Below are 18,220 nucleotides of genomic sequence, written 5' to 3' on the forward strand. Positions count from 1 at the left end.
GTCCGGTTCACAAGACCCGGATCACGGACTTTCAGGAACGGTTGCGCAGGTTGTTCAGCTTGACGTTGCTGGAGGTGGCCGAGACGCGCAGCCCCTCGGGAGTGGGCTGGATCTTGCTGATACGGGCCCCGACCGGCAGGTCCGCGACCGGGACGGTCCAGCGCAGCGCCGCCAGCGCGCCCGCCGGGAAGCCCCCGATCGAGACCGGGGAGATCGCGATGCCCTCCGCGGTCGGCTTCAGCGCCACCTCGCCGGTGCCGTTGAACTGGCGGCCCAGCACCACCAGCGACGCCTCGATCTCCAGGTTGTCGCCCCGGGGCGCGATGCGCTTGACGCCCTGCGGGGCCCGCCGCTGGATGGCCGCGTAGGGGATCACGGCGGAGGCGGTCGCGGTGTCGGCGGTGACGTTGTCGCTCTTCCCGGCGGCGATGTCGGACAGCGGCGCGTTCACCCCGCGCATCTCGACCCGGACGTCGTGGACGGTGACGTCCCGCTCCCGCCAGTCGCCGATCGCCACGTCGATCCGCTCGTACCGCCCGGCGAACGCCTGGGTCAGGAACGGGAACCCGTGGATCTTCACCTCGGGGTCGCGCTGCAACTGGTACTGGGTCGCCACCTGCCGGCCGATCTCGTCCTCGGCGCCCCTCAGGATCAGCCGGTCCGCCGCGACGGCACCGCCGACCAGCAGGATCAGCAGTACGACAAGTACTTTGCGCATGACTCCCCTATTGCCCGCCGTCCACCTGGAAACGCCACGTTAGCGTGGCCGCGCCCGTTGCCGGGTCGCGCCACGGGATGACTTCGCCCGCCGTCCGGTGACCACGCGGGGTGACGTCCACTGTGAGATCAACCACCCGCGAACGGCGGCAGCACCTCGACCACGTCCCCGTCCGACAGCGCCACGCCCTCGTGCGGGCGGGCGCCCACGGGCTGCTCGTTGACCAGGAAGGAGGAGCGCGCCACGACCCGCCGGAACTCCTCCCCGCGCCCCGTGCGCAGGGTCGCGGCGCCGATCGCCTCGGCGAGCGTCGCCGCCTCGAACGTCTCCTCGGCGGTGCCCGCGGCGGCCTTCGCCGCGGCCCAGTAACGAATCGTTCCCTTAGCCATGCCGCAAGCGTCTCATCCCCGTCACCCGTTGCCCGCGACACCCGCTCGGATATGCTCGGGGTTGAGGGATCCGGGCGACGAGGCCATGGAGTTCGTTCTTCACACCTTCATGGTCGCCTCGCCTCGCGCGACGTGTCGTGGGTGCGAGGAACGAACCGCCTGGGTCCTCGACGTCTTTATGGGCGAGGAGGCGGCACTTGAGCAGCTTGCTCCTGCTGACCAACGCGTTGGAACCGTCCGATGAGGTCCTGCCCGCGCTCGGGCTGCTGCTGCACTCGGTGCGGGTGGCCCCAGCCGAGGGCTCGGCGCTGATCGACGCGCCGCCCGCGGACGTGGTGCTGGTGGACGCGCGCCGCGACCTGGTGCAGGCCAAGTCCCTGTGTCGCCTGCTGCGCACCACGGGCCTCGACTGCCCTCTGCTGGCGATCGTGACCGAGGGCGGGCTCGCCGCGCTGTCCCCCGAGTGGGGGCTGGACGACGTCCTGATCCAGACCGCGGGCCCCGCCGAGGTGGAGGCCCGGCTGCGGCTGGCGATCGGCCGGGCCGCCGCCGCGACGGACGCCGACGACGTCCCGGGCGAGATCAGGAGCGGCGAGCTGACGATCGACGAGGCGACCTACACCGCCCGGCTGCGGGGCCGCGTGCTGGACCTGACGTTCAAGGAGTTCGAGCTGCTGAAGTACCTGGCGCAGCACCCCGGCCGGGTCTTCACCCGCGCCCAGCTGCTCCAGGAGGTCTGGGGCTACGACTACTTCGGCGGCACGCGCACGGTCGACGTCCACGTCCGCCGCCTGCGCGCGAAGCTGGGCGCCGAGTACGAGTCCCTCATCGGAACGGTCCGGAACGTCGGCTACCGCTTCGTCCCCGACCACCGCCCCGGCGACCAGGAGGACGCGAAGGCCCCCGTCCCCTCCTGAGCACGCTGAGCACGGCCCCGAGCACGACGGCCCCGGCCCGCGCCCTTCCGGCGCGGGCCGGGGCCGTTCCAGGCCCCTGTGGACGCCGGGCCGGTCAGCCGAAGCGGCCGGTGATGTAGTCCTCGGTGGCCTTCTGCTCGGGGTTGGTGAAGATCTTCGAGGTGTCGTCGATCTCGATGAGCTTGCCGGGCTTGCCCGTTCCGGCGATGTTGAAGAACGCCGTGCGGTCGCTGACCCGGGCCGCCTGCTGCATGTTGTGGGTCACGATGACGATCGTGTACTGGTCCTTCAGCTTGGCGATCAGGTCCTCGATGGCGAGGGTCGAGATCGGGTCCAGGGCCGAGCAGGGCTCGTCCATCAGCAGGACCTGCGGCTGGACGGCGATGGCGCGGGCGATGCACAGGCGCTGCTGCTGCCCGCCCGACAGTCCCGCGCCGGGCTTGCCCAGACGGTCCTTGACCTCGTTCCACAGGTTGGCGCCGCGCAGCGACCCCTCGACGATCTCGTCGAGCTGGCCCTTGCGGCGGACGCCGTTGAGCTTCAGGCCCGCCGCCACGTTGTCGTAGATCGACATGGTGGGGAACGGGTTGGGCCGCTGGAACACCATCCCGACCGAGCGGCGCACCGCCACCGGGTCGACGCCCGTCGCGTACAGGTCCTCGTCGTCCAGCATGACCTTGCCCTCGACCCGGGCGCCGGGGATGACCTCGTGCATCCGGTTGAGGGTCCGCAGGAACGTCGACTTGCCGCAGCCGGAGGGGCCGATGAACGCGGTCACCGAACGCGGCTCGATCGTCATCGAGATGTCGTCGATGGCGTGGACGCCGCCGTAGTAGGCGTGCAGCCCGGAGACTTCGATCCGCTTGGCCATGGGGGTGGTGCTCCTAACGAGGGTCTTTCGGGGACGGGTCAGCGTCCGGCGGCGGGCTTGAAGCGGCGGGCGACCAGGCGCGCGCCGAGGTTGAGCAGCATGATCAGCAGGATCAGGACCAGCGCGCCGGTCCAGGCGCGGTCCAGCGAGGTCTGCTGCGGGTTGCTGACCTGGTCCCAGATGAACGTGGGCAGCGAGCCCTGCGGCCCGTCGAACGGATTGAAGTTGATCGCCTTGGTGAAGAAGATCGTCAGCAGCAGCGGCGCGGTCTCGCCCATGACGCGGGCGACGGCCAGCATGATGCCGGTGAGGATGCCGGTGAGCGCGGTCGGCAGCACCACGAAGCAGATCGTCCGCCAGCGCGGCACGCCCAGCGCGTAGGACGCCTCGCGCAGGTCGCCCGGGACGAGCTTGAGCATCTCCTCGGTCGCCCGCACCACCGTCGGCATCATCAGGATCGACAGCGCCAGCGCCCCGGCGAAGCCCGACCCCTCCGGGGCGATCTGCAGGGTCAGCATCCACATCGCCAGCACGAACAGGCCGGCGACGATCGACGGGATGCCGGTCATGACGTCCACGAAGAAGCTGATCGCCTTGGCCAGCCGGCTGCCCGCGCCGTACTCGATCAGGTAGACCGCGGTGAGCACGGCGACCGGGACCGAGATCACCGTGGCGATGGCGACCTGCTCCAGGGTGCCGATGATGGCGTGGTAGGCGCCGCCGCCGCCGTCGCGGGCGGTCACGCCGTTCATGGAGAACGCGAAGAAGTCGGCGTCCAGCCGGGCCAGCCCGTTGGTGATCACGGTCCACAGCACCGACAGCAGCGGGATGATCGCCAGCGCGAACGCCGCGTACACCAGGCCCTGGACCAGCCGGTCCTTGATCTTCCGGGAGGAGGAGACCGGCGCGAGGCTGGAACCCTTGGCGGACCGGCCCGGCCCGGGGGCGGACTTGGAGACGGCGGTCACACGAACTCCTTACGACGCGCCACCACGGCCCGCGCGGCCATGTTGACGACCAGGGTGATCACGAACAGCACCAGACCGGAGGCGATCAGCGCGCCCCGGCCGATCTCGCCCGCCTCGCCGAAGTTCTTGGCGATGTTGGCGGCGAACGTCGAGCCGCCGTTCTCCAGCAGGTGCCAGTTGATGCCGGGGACGTAGGTCAGCACCAGCGCGACGGCGATGGTCTCGCCCATCGCGCGGCCGAGGCCCAGCATCGAGGCGCCGACCATGCCGGACCGGCCGTAGGGCAGCACCGACATGCGGATCATCTCCCAGCGGGTGGCGCCCAGCGCCAGCGCCGCTTCCACGTGCGCGCGCGGGACCTGGAGGAAGACCTCGCGGGAGATCGAGGAGATGATCGGCAGGATCATGATGGCGAGCACCACGCCCGCGGTGAAGATCGAGCTCTTGCCGGGGTTGTCGCCGCCGAAGACCGGGATCCAGCCGAACGTCGTGTTCAGCAGCTTGCTGGCGCCCTCCATGTGCGGCACCAGCACCAGCAGGCCCCACAGGCCGTAGACGATGCTGGGCACGGCGGCGAGCAGGTCGACGACGTAGCCCAGGCCGCTGGCCAGGCGGCGCGGCGAGTAGAACGCGATGAACAGCGCGATCCCGATCGCGACCGGCGTCGCCATCAGCAGCGCCAGCAGCGACGACATCAGCGTGCCGAACGCCAGCTGCGCGATGCCGAACCGGGGCGGGACGGCGTTGGGGTTCCAGTCCTCGGAGGTGAGGAAGTTGGCCTCGTTCTTCTGCAGCGCCGGGATCGCCTTCCAGATCAGGAACACGGCGATCGCGGCCATGATGGCGAGCACGAGGATCCCCGAGCCGCGCGCCGCGGCGGCGAAGATCCTGTCACCGGCCCGGCCGGTGCTGACGGCGCCGCCGATGGGGCGGGCGGGGGTGCCGACATGCGCTTCGATGCCGGACTGGCTGGTCACGGGGGTCCTCCTCGGGGGTGGCTGCGGCCGGACCCGCCTGCACCCCGTCGCCGTTGGTACCGGGTGGCGACGGGGTGACGAGGCTGGGGGTCAGGGCTCAGGACAGGGCCTCGACGCTCAGGCCAGGGCCTTGACGGACGCCTGGACCTTGGTCAGGACGCTCTCCGGCAGCGGCGCGTAGCCGAGCTGGGTCAGCACCTTCTGGCCGTCCGCGCTGGCCGTGTAGGTCAGGAAGGACTTCACGAACTTCGACTGCTCGGCGGGCAGGCCCTTCTCGCAGACGATCTCGTAGGTCACCAGGTTGATCGGGTAGGCGCCCGACTCCTTGGTGGTGTAGTCGATCTTCAGGGCGACGTCGTTGCCGGTGCCGACGACCTTGGCGCCCGCGATGCCCTTGGAGGCGCTGTCGGCGCTCAGCGCGACGTACTCGCCCGCGCCGTTCTTGACCTTGGCGGTCTGCAGCTTGTTGTTCTCGGCGTAGGACATCTCCACGTAGGAGATCGCGCCCGCGGTGCTCTTGACCTGGGTGGTGACGCCGTCGGACTTCTGCGCGCCCTCACCGGCGGTGGCGGCCCACTTCTTGGCGGGCTCCCACTTCCACACGTCGGGGGCGGTGGCCTTCAGGTACTTGGTGAAGTTGTCGGTGGTGCCCGACTCGTCGGCGCGGTAGACCACCTTGATCGGGGAGGACGGCAGCTTGGCGCCGGAGTTCTCGGCGGCGATGGCCGGGTCGTTCCAGGTCTTGACCTGGCCCGCGAAGATCTTGGCGATGGTCGCGGGGGACAGCTGGAGACCGTCGACGCCCTGCAGGTTGTAGACGACCGCGACCGGGCCGACCACCATCGGCAGGTTCAGGGCGTCGCTCCCCTGGCAGCGCTGCTTGGCCGGGCCGGTCTCCTCGGGCTTGAGGGCCGAGTCGGAGCCGGCGAACGCCACCTGGCCGGAGGTGAACGCCTGGATGCCCGCGCCCGAGCCGGAGGCGTTGTAGTTGAGGTTGGCCCCCGCGCACTTCTGCGCGTAGATCTTGGTCCACTCCTCGATGGCGTTCTTCTGGGCGCTGGAGCCGGCCGCGTTCACCGTGGCCTTGGCGCAGTCGATGTCACCGGCGGGAGCGTTGCCGCCGGACGCGCCGGTGTTGTTGTCGCTGCCGCAGGCACTCAGGGCGAGCGCACCCGCGACGACCACGCCACCCAGGGCGGCCAGCCGAGAACCGTTCTTCACCGGAGGGTCTCCTCTTAGTTTCCGTGGGGGCGGCGGACCGACCGGGAGCTGGACCGTTTGTCCAGGTAGCGGGCCACCGTCGCAAGCGAAGCTAGGCAGCCGAGGTGTACGGCCACCCCGATCCAGGTGAACGAAAGGTGAACTGAGCCGGGCAGAACCTGAAAAAGTGCCTCGATTAGTTATGTCCAGGGGGTTAACACCCCAGGTCACACGGCCCAAACCGGGGCGATATCCGGCCCTTTCGGCGGGTGCCGCGCCCCCTGGCTACGCTCGCCACGTGAGCTTCGGAAACTTCGCCCGGAAGGTCCGCGACCCGTCCCTTCCGCACCGGCGGCGGGCCTCGGCGCTCGGCTCGTGCGTGCAGCTCTACCGGCCGATCGGCTACCACCCGACGCTCGACTACCTGAACGCGAAGGCCGGTCCGCTCCTGCGCGACGAGGGGGCCCTGCTGCGGGCGCTGGAGCTGCTGGAGGCCAGCCGCGCCCTCTGGCACGAGGACGTCCGCCGCTACGACGACCGCCGCCGCGCGGCCAAGCGCCGGGGGCGCCGCGTTCCGCGTCCCGCGGAGGTCTCACCGGCGGTCGGACCGGCCCACTGGTACGGCGCGCCCCGCGAGGCGGCCCTGCACGCGCTGCGCTTCTGGCGCCGCGGCCGCCCGTCCCGGCTGCTCGGCGCGGCCGGGACGCCGCTCGCCGAGGACGCGCACGCGACGGTCCGTCTCCTGGACGCGACGCTGGCCGCCGAAGGACGCCTGGCCCCGGCCGACCTGGCGGAACTGGCCGCGCTGACCGAACGCCTCCGCGCCCCGGCGGACCCCGCCGAGTACCAGCGCACCCGGGACCTGCGGACCGTCCTGCGTCACGTCAGGACCGCCGCCGACCCTCCGGAGTAGTCAGGCGGAGGTGCCGTACATGACGTCCACGGCGTGGCGGGTGAAGCCCAGGGACTCGTAGAGGCCCACGGCGGCGGTGTTGGACTCGTCCACGTACAGCAGGATCTGCGGGACGCCCCGGTCGCGCAGGTGGTGCAGGCCCGTCAGGGTCAGGGTGCGGCCGAGGCCGAGGCCCTGGGCGGACGGGTCCACGCCGACGACGTAGACCTCGCCGAGGCCGTCCGGGTGGATCTTGGTCCAGTGGAAGCCGACGACCTCGCCGTCGCGTTCGGCCAGGAACAGGCCCGCCGGGTCGAACCACGGCTCGGCCTCGCGGGCGCGCACGTCCTCGATGGTCCACGCCCCCTGCTCGGGGTGGGCGGCGAACGCGCGGGCGTTCACCCGCAGCCACGCCTCCTCGTCGCGCCCCGGCTCGAACGCGCGCAGCCGCACCCCGTCGGCGACCTTCGCCTCGGGCAGCGGGTCGGCGGCGGGGCGGCGCATCTGGAACAGGGCGCGGACGCGTTCCATGCCCTCCGACCCCGCGAGCGCGGCGGCGGCCGGCAGGTCGCCGTGCGCCCAGACGCGGAGGGGTCCGCCCGCCTCGGCCAGCAGCGCGCGCAGCAGCGCCCGCCCGTGGCCCCGGCGGCGGTGCGCGGGGTGGACGACCAGCTCGGCGGCGGCGCTCTCCTGGTCGGTGGCCGGGTCCAGATGGCCGTAGGCGACGGTCGCGCCGGAGTCGACCACGGTGAACGCGGGCCTCCCGGCGCGCAGGGCCAGGATCGCGTGCTCGGACAGCGGCCCCACGCCGTCGGCGGCGGTCGCCGCCTCCACCACCGCCATGACCGGGGCGGCCTCGGCGGCCGCGAGCACGACGTCCCCGCGCGTGTCATCCATGATCGCTAGCCTACGCCCCCGCCCGGCCAGACCAAATCGACACAGAACCGTCATTCATCGTCATAATTCCGCCCTCCGGCAGCCTCTAGTCTCGCGTGCATGAACCCCAGACGCCTCCTGCTGGCCGCCGCGACGGCCGGGGTCTCCGTCGTCGCGCTGGCCGCCCAGCCCGCCGCGGCGCGCCCCGCGCCCACCGCGGACGTGCGCCTGCTGTCGCTCAACGACTTCCACGGCAACCTGGAACCCCCCACCGGCAACTCGGGCAACGCCATCGACGAGCACGGCCACACCGTTCCGGCGGGCGGCGCGGCGCACATGGCCGCGCACCTCAAGCGCCTGTCCGACCGCAACACCCTGAAGGTCGCCCAGGGCGACATGATCGGCGGCTCGCCGCTGATCTCGGCGGCCTACCACGACGAGCCGTCGGTGCAGTTCCTCGGCGACATGGGCGTCACCGCCTCGGCCGTGGGCAACCACGAGTTCGACGAGGGCTACCAGGAGCTGCTGCGCATCCAGAACGGCGGCTGCCACCCCACCGACGGCTGCTCCCCCGAGGGCGAGTGGCGCGGCGCGAAGTTCGACTTCCTCGGGGCCAACGTGCTGAAGGGCAAGAAGAACAGGCCCGCCCTCAAGCCGTGGACGGTCCGCCGGATCAACGGCGTGCGCGTCGGCTTCATCGGCGTCGTCACCAAGACCACCCCGACCATCGTCACCGCCGAGGGCATCAAGGGCCTGACGTTCGAGGACGAGGTCAAGGCCGCCAACCGGGCCGCCCGCGAGCTCAAGCGCCGGGGCGTGCGCTCGATCGTGCTGCTGGTGCACGAGGGCGACCAGGTCCAGGCGGGCAACCGTCCGGACGCGTGCGGCACCGTGCCGGGCGCGGGCACCCGGATCGCCCAGTCGGCCGACCCCGAGATCGACATGGTGCTGGCGGGCCACACCCACCAGCAGTACGTCTGCACGGTGCCCGACCCCAAGGGCAATCCGCGCCTGTACTCGTCGGGCTCCTCGTTCGGCCGCGTCATCACCCAGATCGACTTCAAGGTGAACAAGCGCACCGGCGACATCGTGCGCTCCACCATGAAGGGCGACAACCACGTCGTCACCCGCGACATCTCCGACCCGGCCACCGAGCGGTTCGTGGCCAAGTGGAAGGAGCGGGTCTCGGCGATCTCCAACAAGCCGATCGGAAAGATCACCGCGGACCTGGGCCTCAAGCCCTCGCCCGCCGGCGAGACCGCCCTCGGCAACGTGATCGCCGACGCGCACCTGGAGGCCACCAGGGACCTCGGCGCGCAGGTCGCCGTCACCAACCCCGGCGGCATCCGCACCGAGTTCACCTACAAGGCCTCCGGCTCCGAGGGCGACGGCGTGGTGACCTACGGCGAGGCGTTCGCCGTGCAGCCGTTCAGCAACGTCACCGGCGTCGTCTCCCTGACCGGCGAGCAGCTCGACAAGCTGCTGGAGCAGCAGTGGGAGGGCCAGACGAAGGAGCGCGTCCTCCAGCCCTCGGCCAACTTCCGCTTCACCATCGACCGCTCCCGGCCGGTCGGCGACCGCGTCTCGAACATCACCGTGGACGGCACGCCGGTCGACCCGGCCGCCACCTACAAGGTCTCGGCCAACAACTTCCTGCTCGGCGGCGGTGACGGCTTCACGGTCTTCACCCAGGGCAAGGACGCCAAGCTGGGCCCGATCGACCTGGACGCGCTGATCGCCTACTTCGGCAAGCACTCCCCGATCGCCCCGCCCCCGCTGAACCGCATCTCCGGCCAGTAACCCCCGCACCCCCCGAAACAACGCGAACGGGGCCGCCTCCCCACCGGGAGGCGGCCCCGTTCACTGTCGTCGGAGGGGTGTCAGGCTCCGAACAGGTGCACCAGCCAGTAGACGACGGCGGCGACCAGCGCGGCCATCGGCATCGTCAGCACCCAGGCGGCCACGATGTTGCCCGCGACGCCCCAGCGGACGGCCGACAGGCGCTTGGTCGCGCCCACCCCCATGATCGCCGAGGTGATCGTGTGGGTGGTGGAGATCGGAGCGTGCCAGATGTAGGCCGCGCAGTACAGCACGACCGAGGCGGTGGCCTCGGCGGCGAAGCCCTTGGGCGGGTCCAGCTCGATCACCTTGCGGCCCAGCGTGCGCATGATGCGCCAGCCGCCCGCGTAGGTGCCCAGCGACAGGGCCCCGGCGCAGGCCAGGATGACCCACAGCGGCACCGTCTCGCCGTCGGAGTGCCCGGTGGTCACCAGGGCCAGCACGATGATGCCCATCGTCTTCTGGGCGTCCTGGAGGCCGTGGCCGAGGGCCATGGAGGCGGCCGAGAGGGTCTGCGCGATGCGGAAGCGGCGGCCGACCCGGCCCGGGTGCGCCCGACGGAAGATCCACAGCAGCGCGACCATGAAGAAGTAGGCCAGGAAGAAGCCGACGACCGGGGAGATCACCATCGGGATGGCGACCTTGTCGACGACCTTCGACCAGTTCACGCTGGACGCCGAGGCCAGGCCCGCGCCGACCACGCCGCCGATGAGGGCGTGCGAGGACGACGAGGGCAGCCCGAAGTACCAGGTGATCATGTTCCAGGCGATGGCGCCGAGCACGCCCGCCGCCACCACCGTCAGGCCGTGCAGCCCGGTCGGCGGGGTGATCGTCTCGCTGACCGTCTTGGCGACCTGCACGCCGAGCAGCGCGCCGATCATGTTCATCACGGCGGCCATCAGCAGCGCCGCCCGCGGGGTGAGCGCCCTGGTGGACACCGATGTCGCGATGGCGTTGGCCGCGTCGTGGAAGCCGTTGGTGTAGTCGAACACCAGCGCCACGACGATGACCAGCACCAGCACCGCCATCTGGGCGTCGGTGCGCAGCCCGATCGCCCCCATGGCCATCACCAGCAGGATGCCCAGCGGCAGCAGCAGCCAGAACTTGCCGGGTCCGCGCCGCGCCTGTTCGGCCAGCGTCGGATCGGCGGGGCCCGGAGGCTCCTTGGTGAGGGTGCCGCCCGGATTCTTACCGGACACGCTCACGACTCCTTGACCGCGATGGTCTCGACCGTGTTCGCCACGTGCTCGAACGCGTCGGCCGCGTCCTCCAGCCGGTCGATGACCTGCTGGAGCTTCATCACCGTCAGGGCGTCGTACTCGCCGCTGAACAGCTGCGCCAGCAGCTTGCGGTAGACCTGGTCGCCCTGGTTCTCCAGCCGGTTGATCTCGATCCAGTACTCGTTGAGCTCCTTCATCGAGCGCAGCCTCGGCATGGCCTCGGCGGTGAGCTCGGCGGCTCGCTCCAGTACCTCCACCATGTGGACGATCCCCTTGGGGAACTCCTCGATCTGGTAGAGGACGACGAGGTCGGCTGCCTCCTCCATCTCGTCCATCACGTCATCGATCGACGACGCGAGGCGATAGATGTCCTCGCGGTCGAAGGGCGTGATGAAGGTTTCGTTGAGCCGGCGCATGATCGCGTGAGTCGCCTCGTCGCCCGCGTGCTCGCAGGCACGCATCTTCTCCGCGATCGCTTCCCGATCAGTGCCGTCGCTGATGAGCTCCACGAGCAGCCTGGCGCCGGTGACCAGGTTGTTCGCCGAATCGGCGAACATGTCGTAGAAGCTGTCCTCACGCGGCGTGAGACGCAAACGCACGTCGTTCTCCTGAAGTGCCGGAACAGTCCGCTGAGGATCGTAGGCGCAACCGGCCGTAAAAAGAACCTTCGCCTGCGGTTCGGCTGCTGTCTTCCGTCCTCTCACCTACAAGGGTGCCCTAGATCATGGGTCGCACACCCCCCTCGCCCGGCGCGCGACACGCGGCCCCGCCACGGCCTGGAGGCTTTACCCTCGGCGAGGACGGCCACGATGCGGAGAGTGAGAAATCGGCATGAGTGAGATTCGTTACAACGTTCCAGAGATCAGCTGCCAGCACTGTGTGAACGCCATCGGCGGCGAGGTGAGGCAGGTCCCGGGAGTCGCTGAGGTCGTCGTCGACGTGGACGCCAAGACGGTCACGGTCCGTGGCGAGGAGCTGGACGACGCCGCCCTGCGCGCCGCCATCGACGAGGCCGGGTACGAGATCGCCGGAACGGCCTGAACGCGCGACCGGGCGCCCCGGCCGCACGGGCCCGGAAACGACGATGCCGGGGCCGCCCCGTGGCGTCCCCGGCAGGTCACGGCCCCGCGGATCGTTGCTCCGCGGCCCGTCCGAGCCCCGTGTCGTGCTCAGTCCCGGCGCGTCAGCTCCCGTCGTCCCTGCTCCACGGAGCGCACGCCGAGCACCGAGTCGATCTCCGCCAGCGTCAGCGGCTGCTCCGCGGCGGCCACGGCGCTGAGAATCTCGGCGTAGAGTTCGATCTCGTCCAACGCGACGCGGTCCTGGACGCGCAGATCGAGCTTCTGGCGCATCGCGTCCACCTCCTTGCGTTCCCTCGCCCGCCCGTGACGGCGAGCGCCACGCGGCCGCCGGCACCCGCGGCGCCCCGCGCACGCGCGGGGCGAGCAGCACCCTTCACCGCTGCACCCACTGCCCACGTCAAGGCTACGCGCATGGTCCCGCCGCGCGCATGACCCAAGAGGGCCATTCGGGGGGCCACCCGCGACGGTGATCGCCTGGCCTGGCCGGATGGCCCCCTCGTCCCCGGGGGACGCCCCCGGACCGGCCGTCGCCGGCTCAGCGGCCCCGGTGGAAGTCCCCCAGCATCTGCTCCAGCGAGGACTCGGGCAGATCGCGGGCGGTCAGCCGGGCCACGATGGAGGCGTTCACGTCCGCCCCCGCCAGCCGCGCCGCCTGCCGCGCCACCGTCTGCTCGAACATCTCCCGCGCCGTGCGCGCGTAGGCGAACGCCGGGTCCTCCCGCATCCCGTCGAACCGCGCCAGCAGCTCCACGCGCAGCTCCTCGTCCAGCACGTAGAGATCGCGTTCGGCGTAGTTCTGGAACAGCCGGACCAGCTCGCGGCTCGACATGCCGGTGAACTCCAGGACCGAGCCGAACTCGGCCCGGAAGCCGGGGTTGCCCGCCAGGAACCCCTCCATCTCGGCCGCCGCCCCGGACAGCACCACGACGAACTGCCCCGAACGCCGCCGCATCTCGTGCTGGAGGCGGCGCACGACGGTCGGGACCCGGTCCAGCAGGTGCGCCTCCTGTACCAGCAGCACCCCGCCGAGCGCCTGCTCGACCATCCCGACGACCCGGCCCTCGGTGTCGGCGGGATCGCGTCCGGCCAGGTGGACGGGGCGGCAGGCCACCACGTGCCCGGACCGCAGCAGCCCGTAGGCGCCGTAGATCCCGCCGATCAGGCCCGCGACGGTGGTCTTGCCGGTGCCCGGCGGCCCGGTGAGGATCAGGTGGCGGGAGTCGGGGTCGGGAACGCCGTGCCGGACACGTCCGGCGGCCGTCTCGGCGCTGTCGGCCAGCTCCCGCACGGCCCGCTTGACGTCCTCCAGCCCCATGAGCTGGTCGAGCTGGCGCAGGTAGCCGTCGACGTCGCCGGGCGGGCGCAGCGACGGCTCGATCTGCTCGGCGACGCCCTCCAGGTCGGCGGGGGTCAGCACCAGCCGGTCGCGGGAGGCCCCGGCGCGGGTCATGGCGCGCTGGCTGGCCTGGTCCAGGTACGCCTCGACGAGCCGGGCGTTGACCAGGTCGCCGGGGCCGCGCAGGCGCTCCAGGTCGGCCTGGGCGGCCTCCAGGGCGGCGGCGCCGACCGTGACGCGGCGCTCGTCGGCCAGCAGGTGCAGCAGCGTCATCCGGTGGTCCAGGTCGGACAGGTCCGGCAGCCGGTACACGCGGAACGTCTGCACGAGCTTGGGGTGCTCCTGGAGCAGCCGCTTGTAGGCGCGCGGCTCGCAGGTGGCGATCAGCGGGGCGGGCACGGCCGGGTTGCGGCGCGCCCGGCGGACCGTGGCGGCGGCCGCCACCGGGTCGGCGGCCGAGGTGATCGCGACGTCCAGGCGTTCGAACAGGATCGCCGGGCCGGGGCGCGTGAGGATCGCCTCCAGCCGCTCGGCGGGCGCGTCGCGGACGTCGTCGGCGTCGTGGGCGCGCAGCGCCCCGTCGCCGACCCCGGCGTCGGCCAGCGTCAGCGCGATCAGCCGGGCCAGGCGGCGCTGCCCGGTGTGCGGGTTGCCGACCAGCAGCACGCTGGGCAGCCCGCCGGACAGCCCGGAGCGCGGCGCGTCGGGCGTCCCGTCCACCCGGGTCGCCTCGAACGGCGGCGCGCCGTCCAGCATGGTGGCCGGAGGGGCGGCCGGGACGGGCGCGCCGTCCACGCGGGTGGCGTCGTCGTGCGGGCCGAGCGGGGCGTTCCACGCCTCGACCCGGGCGCGCAGCTCGTCCAGCAGCTCCCCGGCGTCGAGCTCGCCGGACACGAAGCCGATGCCGTAGCGCTCCAGGACGCGGCGCTCGGTGCGTTCGGCGGGCGGGGGGATCTCGTGGACGGGGCGTTCGGGCGAGGGGGTGTCGTCCAGGTAGTCGAAGTTCCCGATGAGGGTCTCGGACATGATCCGGGTCCCCGGGCCCTCCGCGGCGCCGCCCGGCTGCCGTTCGGGGGCGGGCTGGTCGTACACGCCCGCCTGGTCGACGTCCTCGGGCCCCAGCATGCGGGTGCGCGGCGGGTCCTGCGGCGGCGCGGGCCGCTGGGGCTGCGCGGGCGGCTGTGGGGGCTGCTGAGGCTGCGCGGGCGGCTGGTAGGCGGCCTGCTGGTAGACGGCGGCCGCCGCGTCGTCCACGCGCGTCCCGTAGGCGTCGACGGGCTCCTGCGGCGGCGGACCGGGCGGCCCTCCGTGACGCTGGTAGCTCATGTCCGAGTAGGGCGACTCCGAGGGGGACACCGCCGCCTCCCCCGGGCTCTGGAAGCCGAGCTGCGTGTAGGGCGGCATGACGTTCCCCTCGGGCTCCTCCTCCGGCTGCCCGAACGGTCGCTGCCCGCCCCCTCCCGGCTGCTCGAACGCGCCCGGCTGCCCGAACGCGCCCGGCTGCGGCCCGCCCACCGGCTGGAACCCGAGCTGCGTGTACGGCGGCGCGGCGCTGCCCTCCGGTTCCTCCCCCGACGCCGCGAACGGCGCGGGCGGCTGGAGCCGGCCCTCGTCCCCGCCCGGGTGGGCGGGCGGCTGCACGAACGCGCCCGGCTTCCTGCTGGAGGGCTGCGGAACGGCCCCCGGCGGCATCCCCGGCTGCTGCTGCGCGCCGAACGGCGACGGCTGCGCCCCGGTCCCCAGGCCCGGACCCGGGCCCGGCGGCACGATCGTCGGGGCCTTGGCGGTGGCGCGGACCCGGTCCGCGCCCATGATCCCGGCCAGGATCGCCGTCGGCACGGGGAAGCCGCGCGGCCGGGCGGGCATCCCGCCGAGACGGCACCAGGCCAGGTCCAGCTCGTAGGCGGAGGCCACCAGCGTCTCGGCCGCGTCGCCGGTCAGGCCGGGGGCCGACCCCAGCGGCCCGGCCAGCCGCAGGTCGTCGGGCCACATCCGCCGCAGCGGGTGCCCGGCCTGGTCCAGCACCGCCTGCACCGTGTAGCGGATCTCCGGGTCGAGCCAGGGCACGATGCCCGCCGCCATGTCGCCGCGCACCACGGCCAGGTCGGCGGCCAGCAGCGCGGCGGCGACCAGGCGGGGTTCGACGTAGGCGGGGCTGTTCGGGTCTCCCGCGTGCTCGGCGACGCGTTCGGCGAAGCCGTAGAACGCGTGCCGGAAGTTGTCGCCGGGCGAGCTCTCGTTGCGCAGCGCGGGGACCAGGTGGGGCGGGCACCGCGTCAGCCACTGCTGGACGATCGCCTGGTCGCCGTACGGCAGCGCCCCGTAGTCCACGGTCGGGTTGCTGAGCGTGGCCCCCAGCATGGCCAGCAGCGCGTCCGCGCGCGTCTGGAAGCGGATGTCCTCCCGCAGCGCGCTCGCCACGGCCCACATCGTCCGCAGCACGACCACGGCGGCGTCCACGCGGCCCGAGCGCAGCCGTTCGGCGTACAGGCCGACCAGCGTCTCCAGCGGCGGCGGGGTCAGCCAGCGCGGCCCGTCGGTCCGGGGCAGCGGCTTGGCGCGGTAGGGCTGCCACAGGTCGAGCATCTGCGCGTCCAGCCGCGCGTCGAACACCGGGGCGCTCGCGCACCACAGCATCACGCCCCACGCCACCGCCACCGTGGACGGCGTCTCCGACGTGAACTGCGACCACCAGTGCGGGTACTCCCCGGCGGGCAGCGCGGCGGCCGAGTCGACGGTCGAGCGCACCCGCGCCGTCAGGCCGGGGTCGAACCCGCGCCCCACGAACGGCCGCAGCCCGACCGGGGCGTACTCGTAGTCGGGCCCGGCGGGCACGACGTGCGGCGGCAGCGCCGGGGCCCGCCCGCCGACCTGCTGGGCGGGCTGGGCCGACATCCGCGTCGCGGGCGACTGCGGCGGCGGGCACAGGTACCACTGCCCGTCCCGGGGGTCCAGCCGGTACCAGCGCGCCCACGCCCCGAACAGCCACCACGTGCCGTCGGGCAGCACCAGCATCCGCCCGGCGATCGCGTGCTGGCGCTGCTGCGGCGGGGCCGACTGCCACCAGCCCGCCCCGACCATCTCCCGTATGTCGCGCTCGGCGAGGGCGAACGGGTCCCGCCCGGCCGTCTGGGCACCTCCGTACCCCGCTCCGCCGAATCCAGGTCCCCACGCCACGCCGTCATCGTAGTCAAATCCGCCCAGGACGTCCCCGGCGGACCGTCGTGGCCGGCCTAACGCCAGGTGGCGTCCGCGTGGCGGCGCGCCTTCTGGATGTAGACGTCCGGGGTGTGCTCCAGGACGAGGCGGTCGTCGTCGTTCAGCTCACGAACGATCTTTCCGGGCGTCCCGGCGACCAGCACCCCGGACGGGATCGTCTTGCCGGGCGGCACCAGCGCGCCCGCCGCGATCAGGGTGTGCGCGCCGATCCGGGCGCCGTTCAGCACGATCGCGCCGATGCCGATCAGCGCGCCGGTCTCCACGTGCGCGCCGTGCACCATCGCCTTGTGGCCCAGGCTGACCCGGTCCTCCAGCACGGCGGGCATGCCGGGGTCGGCGTGCAGGCAGCACAGGTCCTGGATGTTGACCTCGTCGCCGACGACGATCTCCTCGTCGTCGCCGCGCAGCACCGAGCCGTACCAGACGTTGGCCCGCGCGCCCAGCCGCACCTTCCCGACCACGACGGCGCCGGGCGCGACCCATGCCTCGGGGTGGATGTCGGGTCCGTCCTCGCCCAGCGAGCCCACGTAGTTCATGGCGGAGTTCATAGGCGGGATGGTAGGACCCGTCGCGCGCCGTGTGGTGCGGCGCCCTCCGGCGAAGCTCCGGTGGTCCCCGTGGACAGGGTGCGGTGAGGACGGTCCGGCGCGGTGCCGGGGGTGCCGTCGGCGACGTACGACGGGTCCCTGTAGAAAAGGACGCTGGACGCACCGGGGCAGGTTGCCCAGTCGGCGCCAACGCACGCGAAATTTCCCATAATTGGAGAGTTTGTCGACCCGCGCAGGTTAAGAAACGGCAGCGAGAACGGCGTTCCGGTTGCGCGAATGGGGCGGACCGGGCAAGAGTCGAGGCTGACCACCCGACGTACCCTCAGCGCCGTCTCCGACCCTGACGGGGTGATCAACCCCCCGCCAACGACCCCCAAGGCACCATGAGCAACGAAGCGGAAATCCTGCCGAACCTCCTCCGGGAGGAATCCTTCGAGATCGTCATGCGCGGCTACAACCGCCGCCAGGTCGACGAGTTCATCGCCCGCAGCCAGAACCAGATCCGCGAGCTGGAGGCCCGGCTGGCCCGCGCCCTCGACGACGTCGAGCGCACCCGCCGCGAGATGGCCGAGGTCCGGGAGGCGCGCAAGCCCACCGGCGACGACCTGTCGGACCGGCTCCGGCAGATCATCAACCTGGCCGAGGACGAGGCCAAGGAGAAGCTGGCCGCCGCCGAGGAGCAGGGCCAGCAGATCCGCAAGGACGCCGAGCAGGAGTCCAAGCGGATCATCGAGGCGGCCCGCGGCGACGCCGACCGCGACATCGCCCAGGCCCAGGAGAAGGCCGACCACGTGCTGGCCTCCGCCAAGAAGGAGGCCGACAGCGTGCTGTCGACCGCCAAGCAGGAGGCCGAGCAGACCGTCACCTCCGCGCGGCTGGAGGCCGAGCGGACCCTGACGGCGGCCGAGCGCCGGGCCAACGTGATCAACGAGGGCGCCACCCAGCGCCTGAACCACCTCACCCGCAACCACACCCAGGCCCTCCAGCGGCTCACCGAGATCTCCGAGACGCTGCACCGGCTGCTGACCGCCGAGAACGAGGCGGGCCCGCTGGAGAAGATGGTCGAGGACGCGGTCAAGCAGGCCCCGCCGCGCAAGCAGCCCGCCGCGCCCAAGGCCGCCCAGCCCGCGCCCCGGCCCGCCCAGGCCCCCGCCGCGCCCAAGCCCCC

The 18,220-nt window shown here is 72.3% G+C and carries 17 protein-coding genes; 5 read left to right on the forward strand and 12 right to left on the reverse strand.

Annotation, left to right across the window (positions count from 1 at the left end; all coding sequences use genetic code 11):
• Positions 1-31: 31 nt before the first annotated feature.
• On the reverse strand, positions 32-718 hold the full coding sequence (locus tag AKI01S_RS08240; RefSeq protein ID WP_067813539.1) for an LmeA family phospholipid-binding protein: 687 nt from the start codon (positions 716-718) through the stop codon (positions 32-34).
• 128 nt (positions 719-846) lie between these two features.
• Entirely contained in the window at positions 847-1,107 is a 261-nt protein-coding gene (locus tag AKI01S_RS08245) for a MoaD/ThiS family protein (RefSeq protein WP_067813541.1), read from the reverse strand.
• Positions 1,108-1,304: 197 nt separating this feature from the next.
• On the opposite strand from AKI01S_RS08245, the gene AKI01S_RS08250 reads away from it, so the two are divergent.
• Positions 1,305-2,024 carry a winged helix-turn-helix transcriptional regulator gene (locus tag AKI01S_RS08250; protein ID WP_067813543.1) on the forward strand — a complete coding sequence of 240 codons (720 nt, stop codon included), beginning with the start codon at positions 1,305-1,307 and terminating at the stop codon, positions 2,022-2,024.
• Positions 2,025-2,118: 94 nt separating this feature from the next.
• Here the strand turns inward: AKI01S_RS08250 and pstB are convergent, their stop codons facing one another.
• The 4 genes from pstB to pstS form a co-directional block, all read right to left on the reverse strand.
• Complete coding sequence (pstB, locus tag AKI01S_RS08255) at positions 2,119-2,895, reverse strand: phosphate ABC transporter ATP-binding protein PstB (protein ID WP_067813545.1); 777 nt, start codon at positions 2,893-2,895, stop codon at positions 2,119-2,121.
• Between the two features lie 38 nt (positions 2,896-2,933).
• Complete coding sequence (pstA, locus tag AKI01S_RS08260; RefSeq protein ID WP_083999159.1) at positions 2,934-3,863, reverse strand: phosphate ABC transporter permease PstA; 930 nt, start codon at positions 3,861-3,863, stop codon at positions 2,934-2,936.
• Positions 3,860-4,789 (reverse strand): phosphate ABC transporter permease subunit PstC, encoded by a 930-nt coding sequence (gene pstC, locus AKI01S_RS08265; RefSeq protein ID WP_281185970.1) that lies wholly within the window; start codon positions 4,787-4,789, stop codon positions 3,860-3,862. Before pstC ends, pstA begins: the two co-directional genes overlap by 4 nt.
• A 168-nt stretch (positions 4,790-4,957) precedes the next feature.
• Entirely contained in the window at positions 4,958-6,061 is a 1,104-nt protein-coding gene (gene pstS / locus AKI01S_RS08270; protein ID WP_067813547.1) for a phosphate ABC transporter substrate-binding protein PstS, read from the reverse strand.
• A 277-nt stretch (positions 6,062-6,338) separates the two neighbouring features.
• Between pstS and AKI01S_RS08275 the strand changes: the two genes are divergently transcribed.
• Positions 6,339-6,953 (forward strand): hypothetical protein, encoded by a 615-nt coding sequence (locus AKI01S_RS08275; protein ID WP_067813549.1) that lies wholly within the window; start codon positions 6,339-6,341, stop codon positions 6,951-6,953.
• Here AKI01S_RS08275 and mshD read toward each other — a convergent pair whose 3' ends face one another.
• Complete coding sequence (gene mshD, locus AKI01S_RS08280) at positions 6,954-7,829, reverse strand: mycothiol synthase (RefSeq protein ID WP_067813551.1); 876 nt, start codon at positions 7,827-7,829, stop codon at positions 6,954-6,956.
• A 99-nt stretch (positions 7,830-7,928) separates the two neighbouring features.
• Between mshD and AKI01S_RS08285 the strand changes: the two genes are divergently transcribed.
• A complete protein-coding gene (locus tag AKI01S_RS08285; protein ID WP_067813553.1) occupies positions 7,929-9,608 on the forward strand; it encodes a bifunctional metallophosphatase/5'-nucleotidase in 1,680 nt (559 codons plus the stop codon).
• A gap of 80 nt (positions 9,609-9,688) precedes the next feature.
• Here AKI01S_RS08285 and AKI01S_RS08290 read toward each other — a convergent pair whose 3' ends face one another.
• Entirely contained in the window at positions 9,689-10,852 is a 1,164-nt protein-coding gene (locus tag AKI01S_RS08290) for an inorganic phosphate transporter (RefSeq protein ID WP_439951662.1), read from the reverse strand.
• Positions 10,849-11,466: a DUF47 domain-containing protein gene (locus AKI01S_RS08295; RefSeq protein ID WP_067813555.1), complete on the reverse strand. Its 618-nt coding sequence runs from the start codon at positions 11,464-11,466 to the stop codon at positions 10,849-10,851. Before AKI01S_RS08295 ends, AKI01S_RS08290 begins: the two co-directional genes overlap by 4 nt.
• 232 nt (positions 11,467-11,698) lie before the next feature.
• On the opposite strand from AKI01S_RS08295, the gene AKI01S_RS08300 reads away from it, so the two are divergent.
• A complete protein-coding gene (locus AKI01S_RS08300) occupies positions 11,699-11,908 on the forward strand; it encodes a heavy-metal-associated domain-containing protein (RefSeq protein ID WP_067813557.1) in 210 nt (69 codons plus the stop codon).
• Between the two features lie 128 nt (positions 11,909-12,036).
• Here the strand turns inward: AKI01S_RS08300 and AKI01S_RS08305 are convergent, their stop codons facing one another.
• From AKI01S_RS08305 to AKI01S_RS08315, 3 genes are all read right to left on the reverse strand, one after another.
• Positions 12,037-12,219, reverse strand: coding sequence for a hypothetical protein (locus AKI01S_RS08305; protein ID WP_067813589.1), 183 nt, complete (start codon positions 12,217-12,219; stop codon positions 12,037-12,039).
• Between the two features lie 265 nt (positions 12,220-12,484).
• Positions 12,485-16,462: a hypothetical protein gene (locus tag AKI01S_RS08310; RefSeq protein ID WP_157419724.1), complete on the reverse strand. Its 3,978-nt coding sequence runs from the start codon at positions 16,460-16,462 to the stop codon at positions 12,485-12,487.
• Positions 16,463-16,518: 56 nt separating this feature from the next.
• Positions 16,519-17,052, reverse strand: a complete 534-nt coding sequence (locus tag AKI01S_RS08315) for a gamma carbonic anhydrase family protein (RefSeq protein WP_067813561.1) — start codon at positions 17,050-17,052, stop codon at positions 16,519-16,521.
• Between the two features lie 383 nt (positions 17,053-17,435).
• On the opposite strand from AKI01S_RS08315, the gene AKI01S_RS08320 reads away from it, so the two are divergent.
• Positions 17,436-18,220: DivIVA domain-containing protein (locus tag AKI01S_RS08320; RefSeq protein ID WP_067813563.1), on the forward strand; the 785-nt coding region annotated here is incomplete at its 3' end.

Source organism: Actinomadura kijaniata NBRC 14229 (assembly GCF_001552175.1).
GTDB lineage: Bacteria > Actinomycetota > Actinomycetes > Streptosporangiales > Streptosporangiaceae > Spirillospora > Spirillospora kijaniata.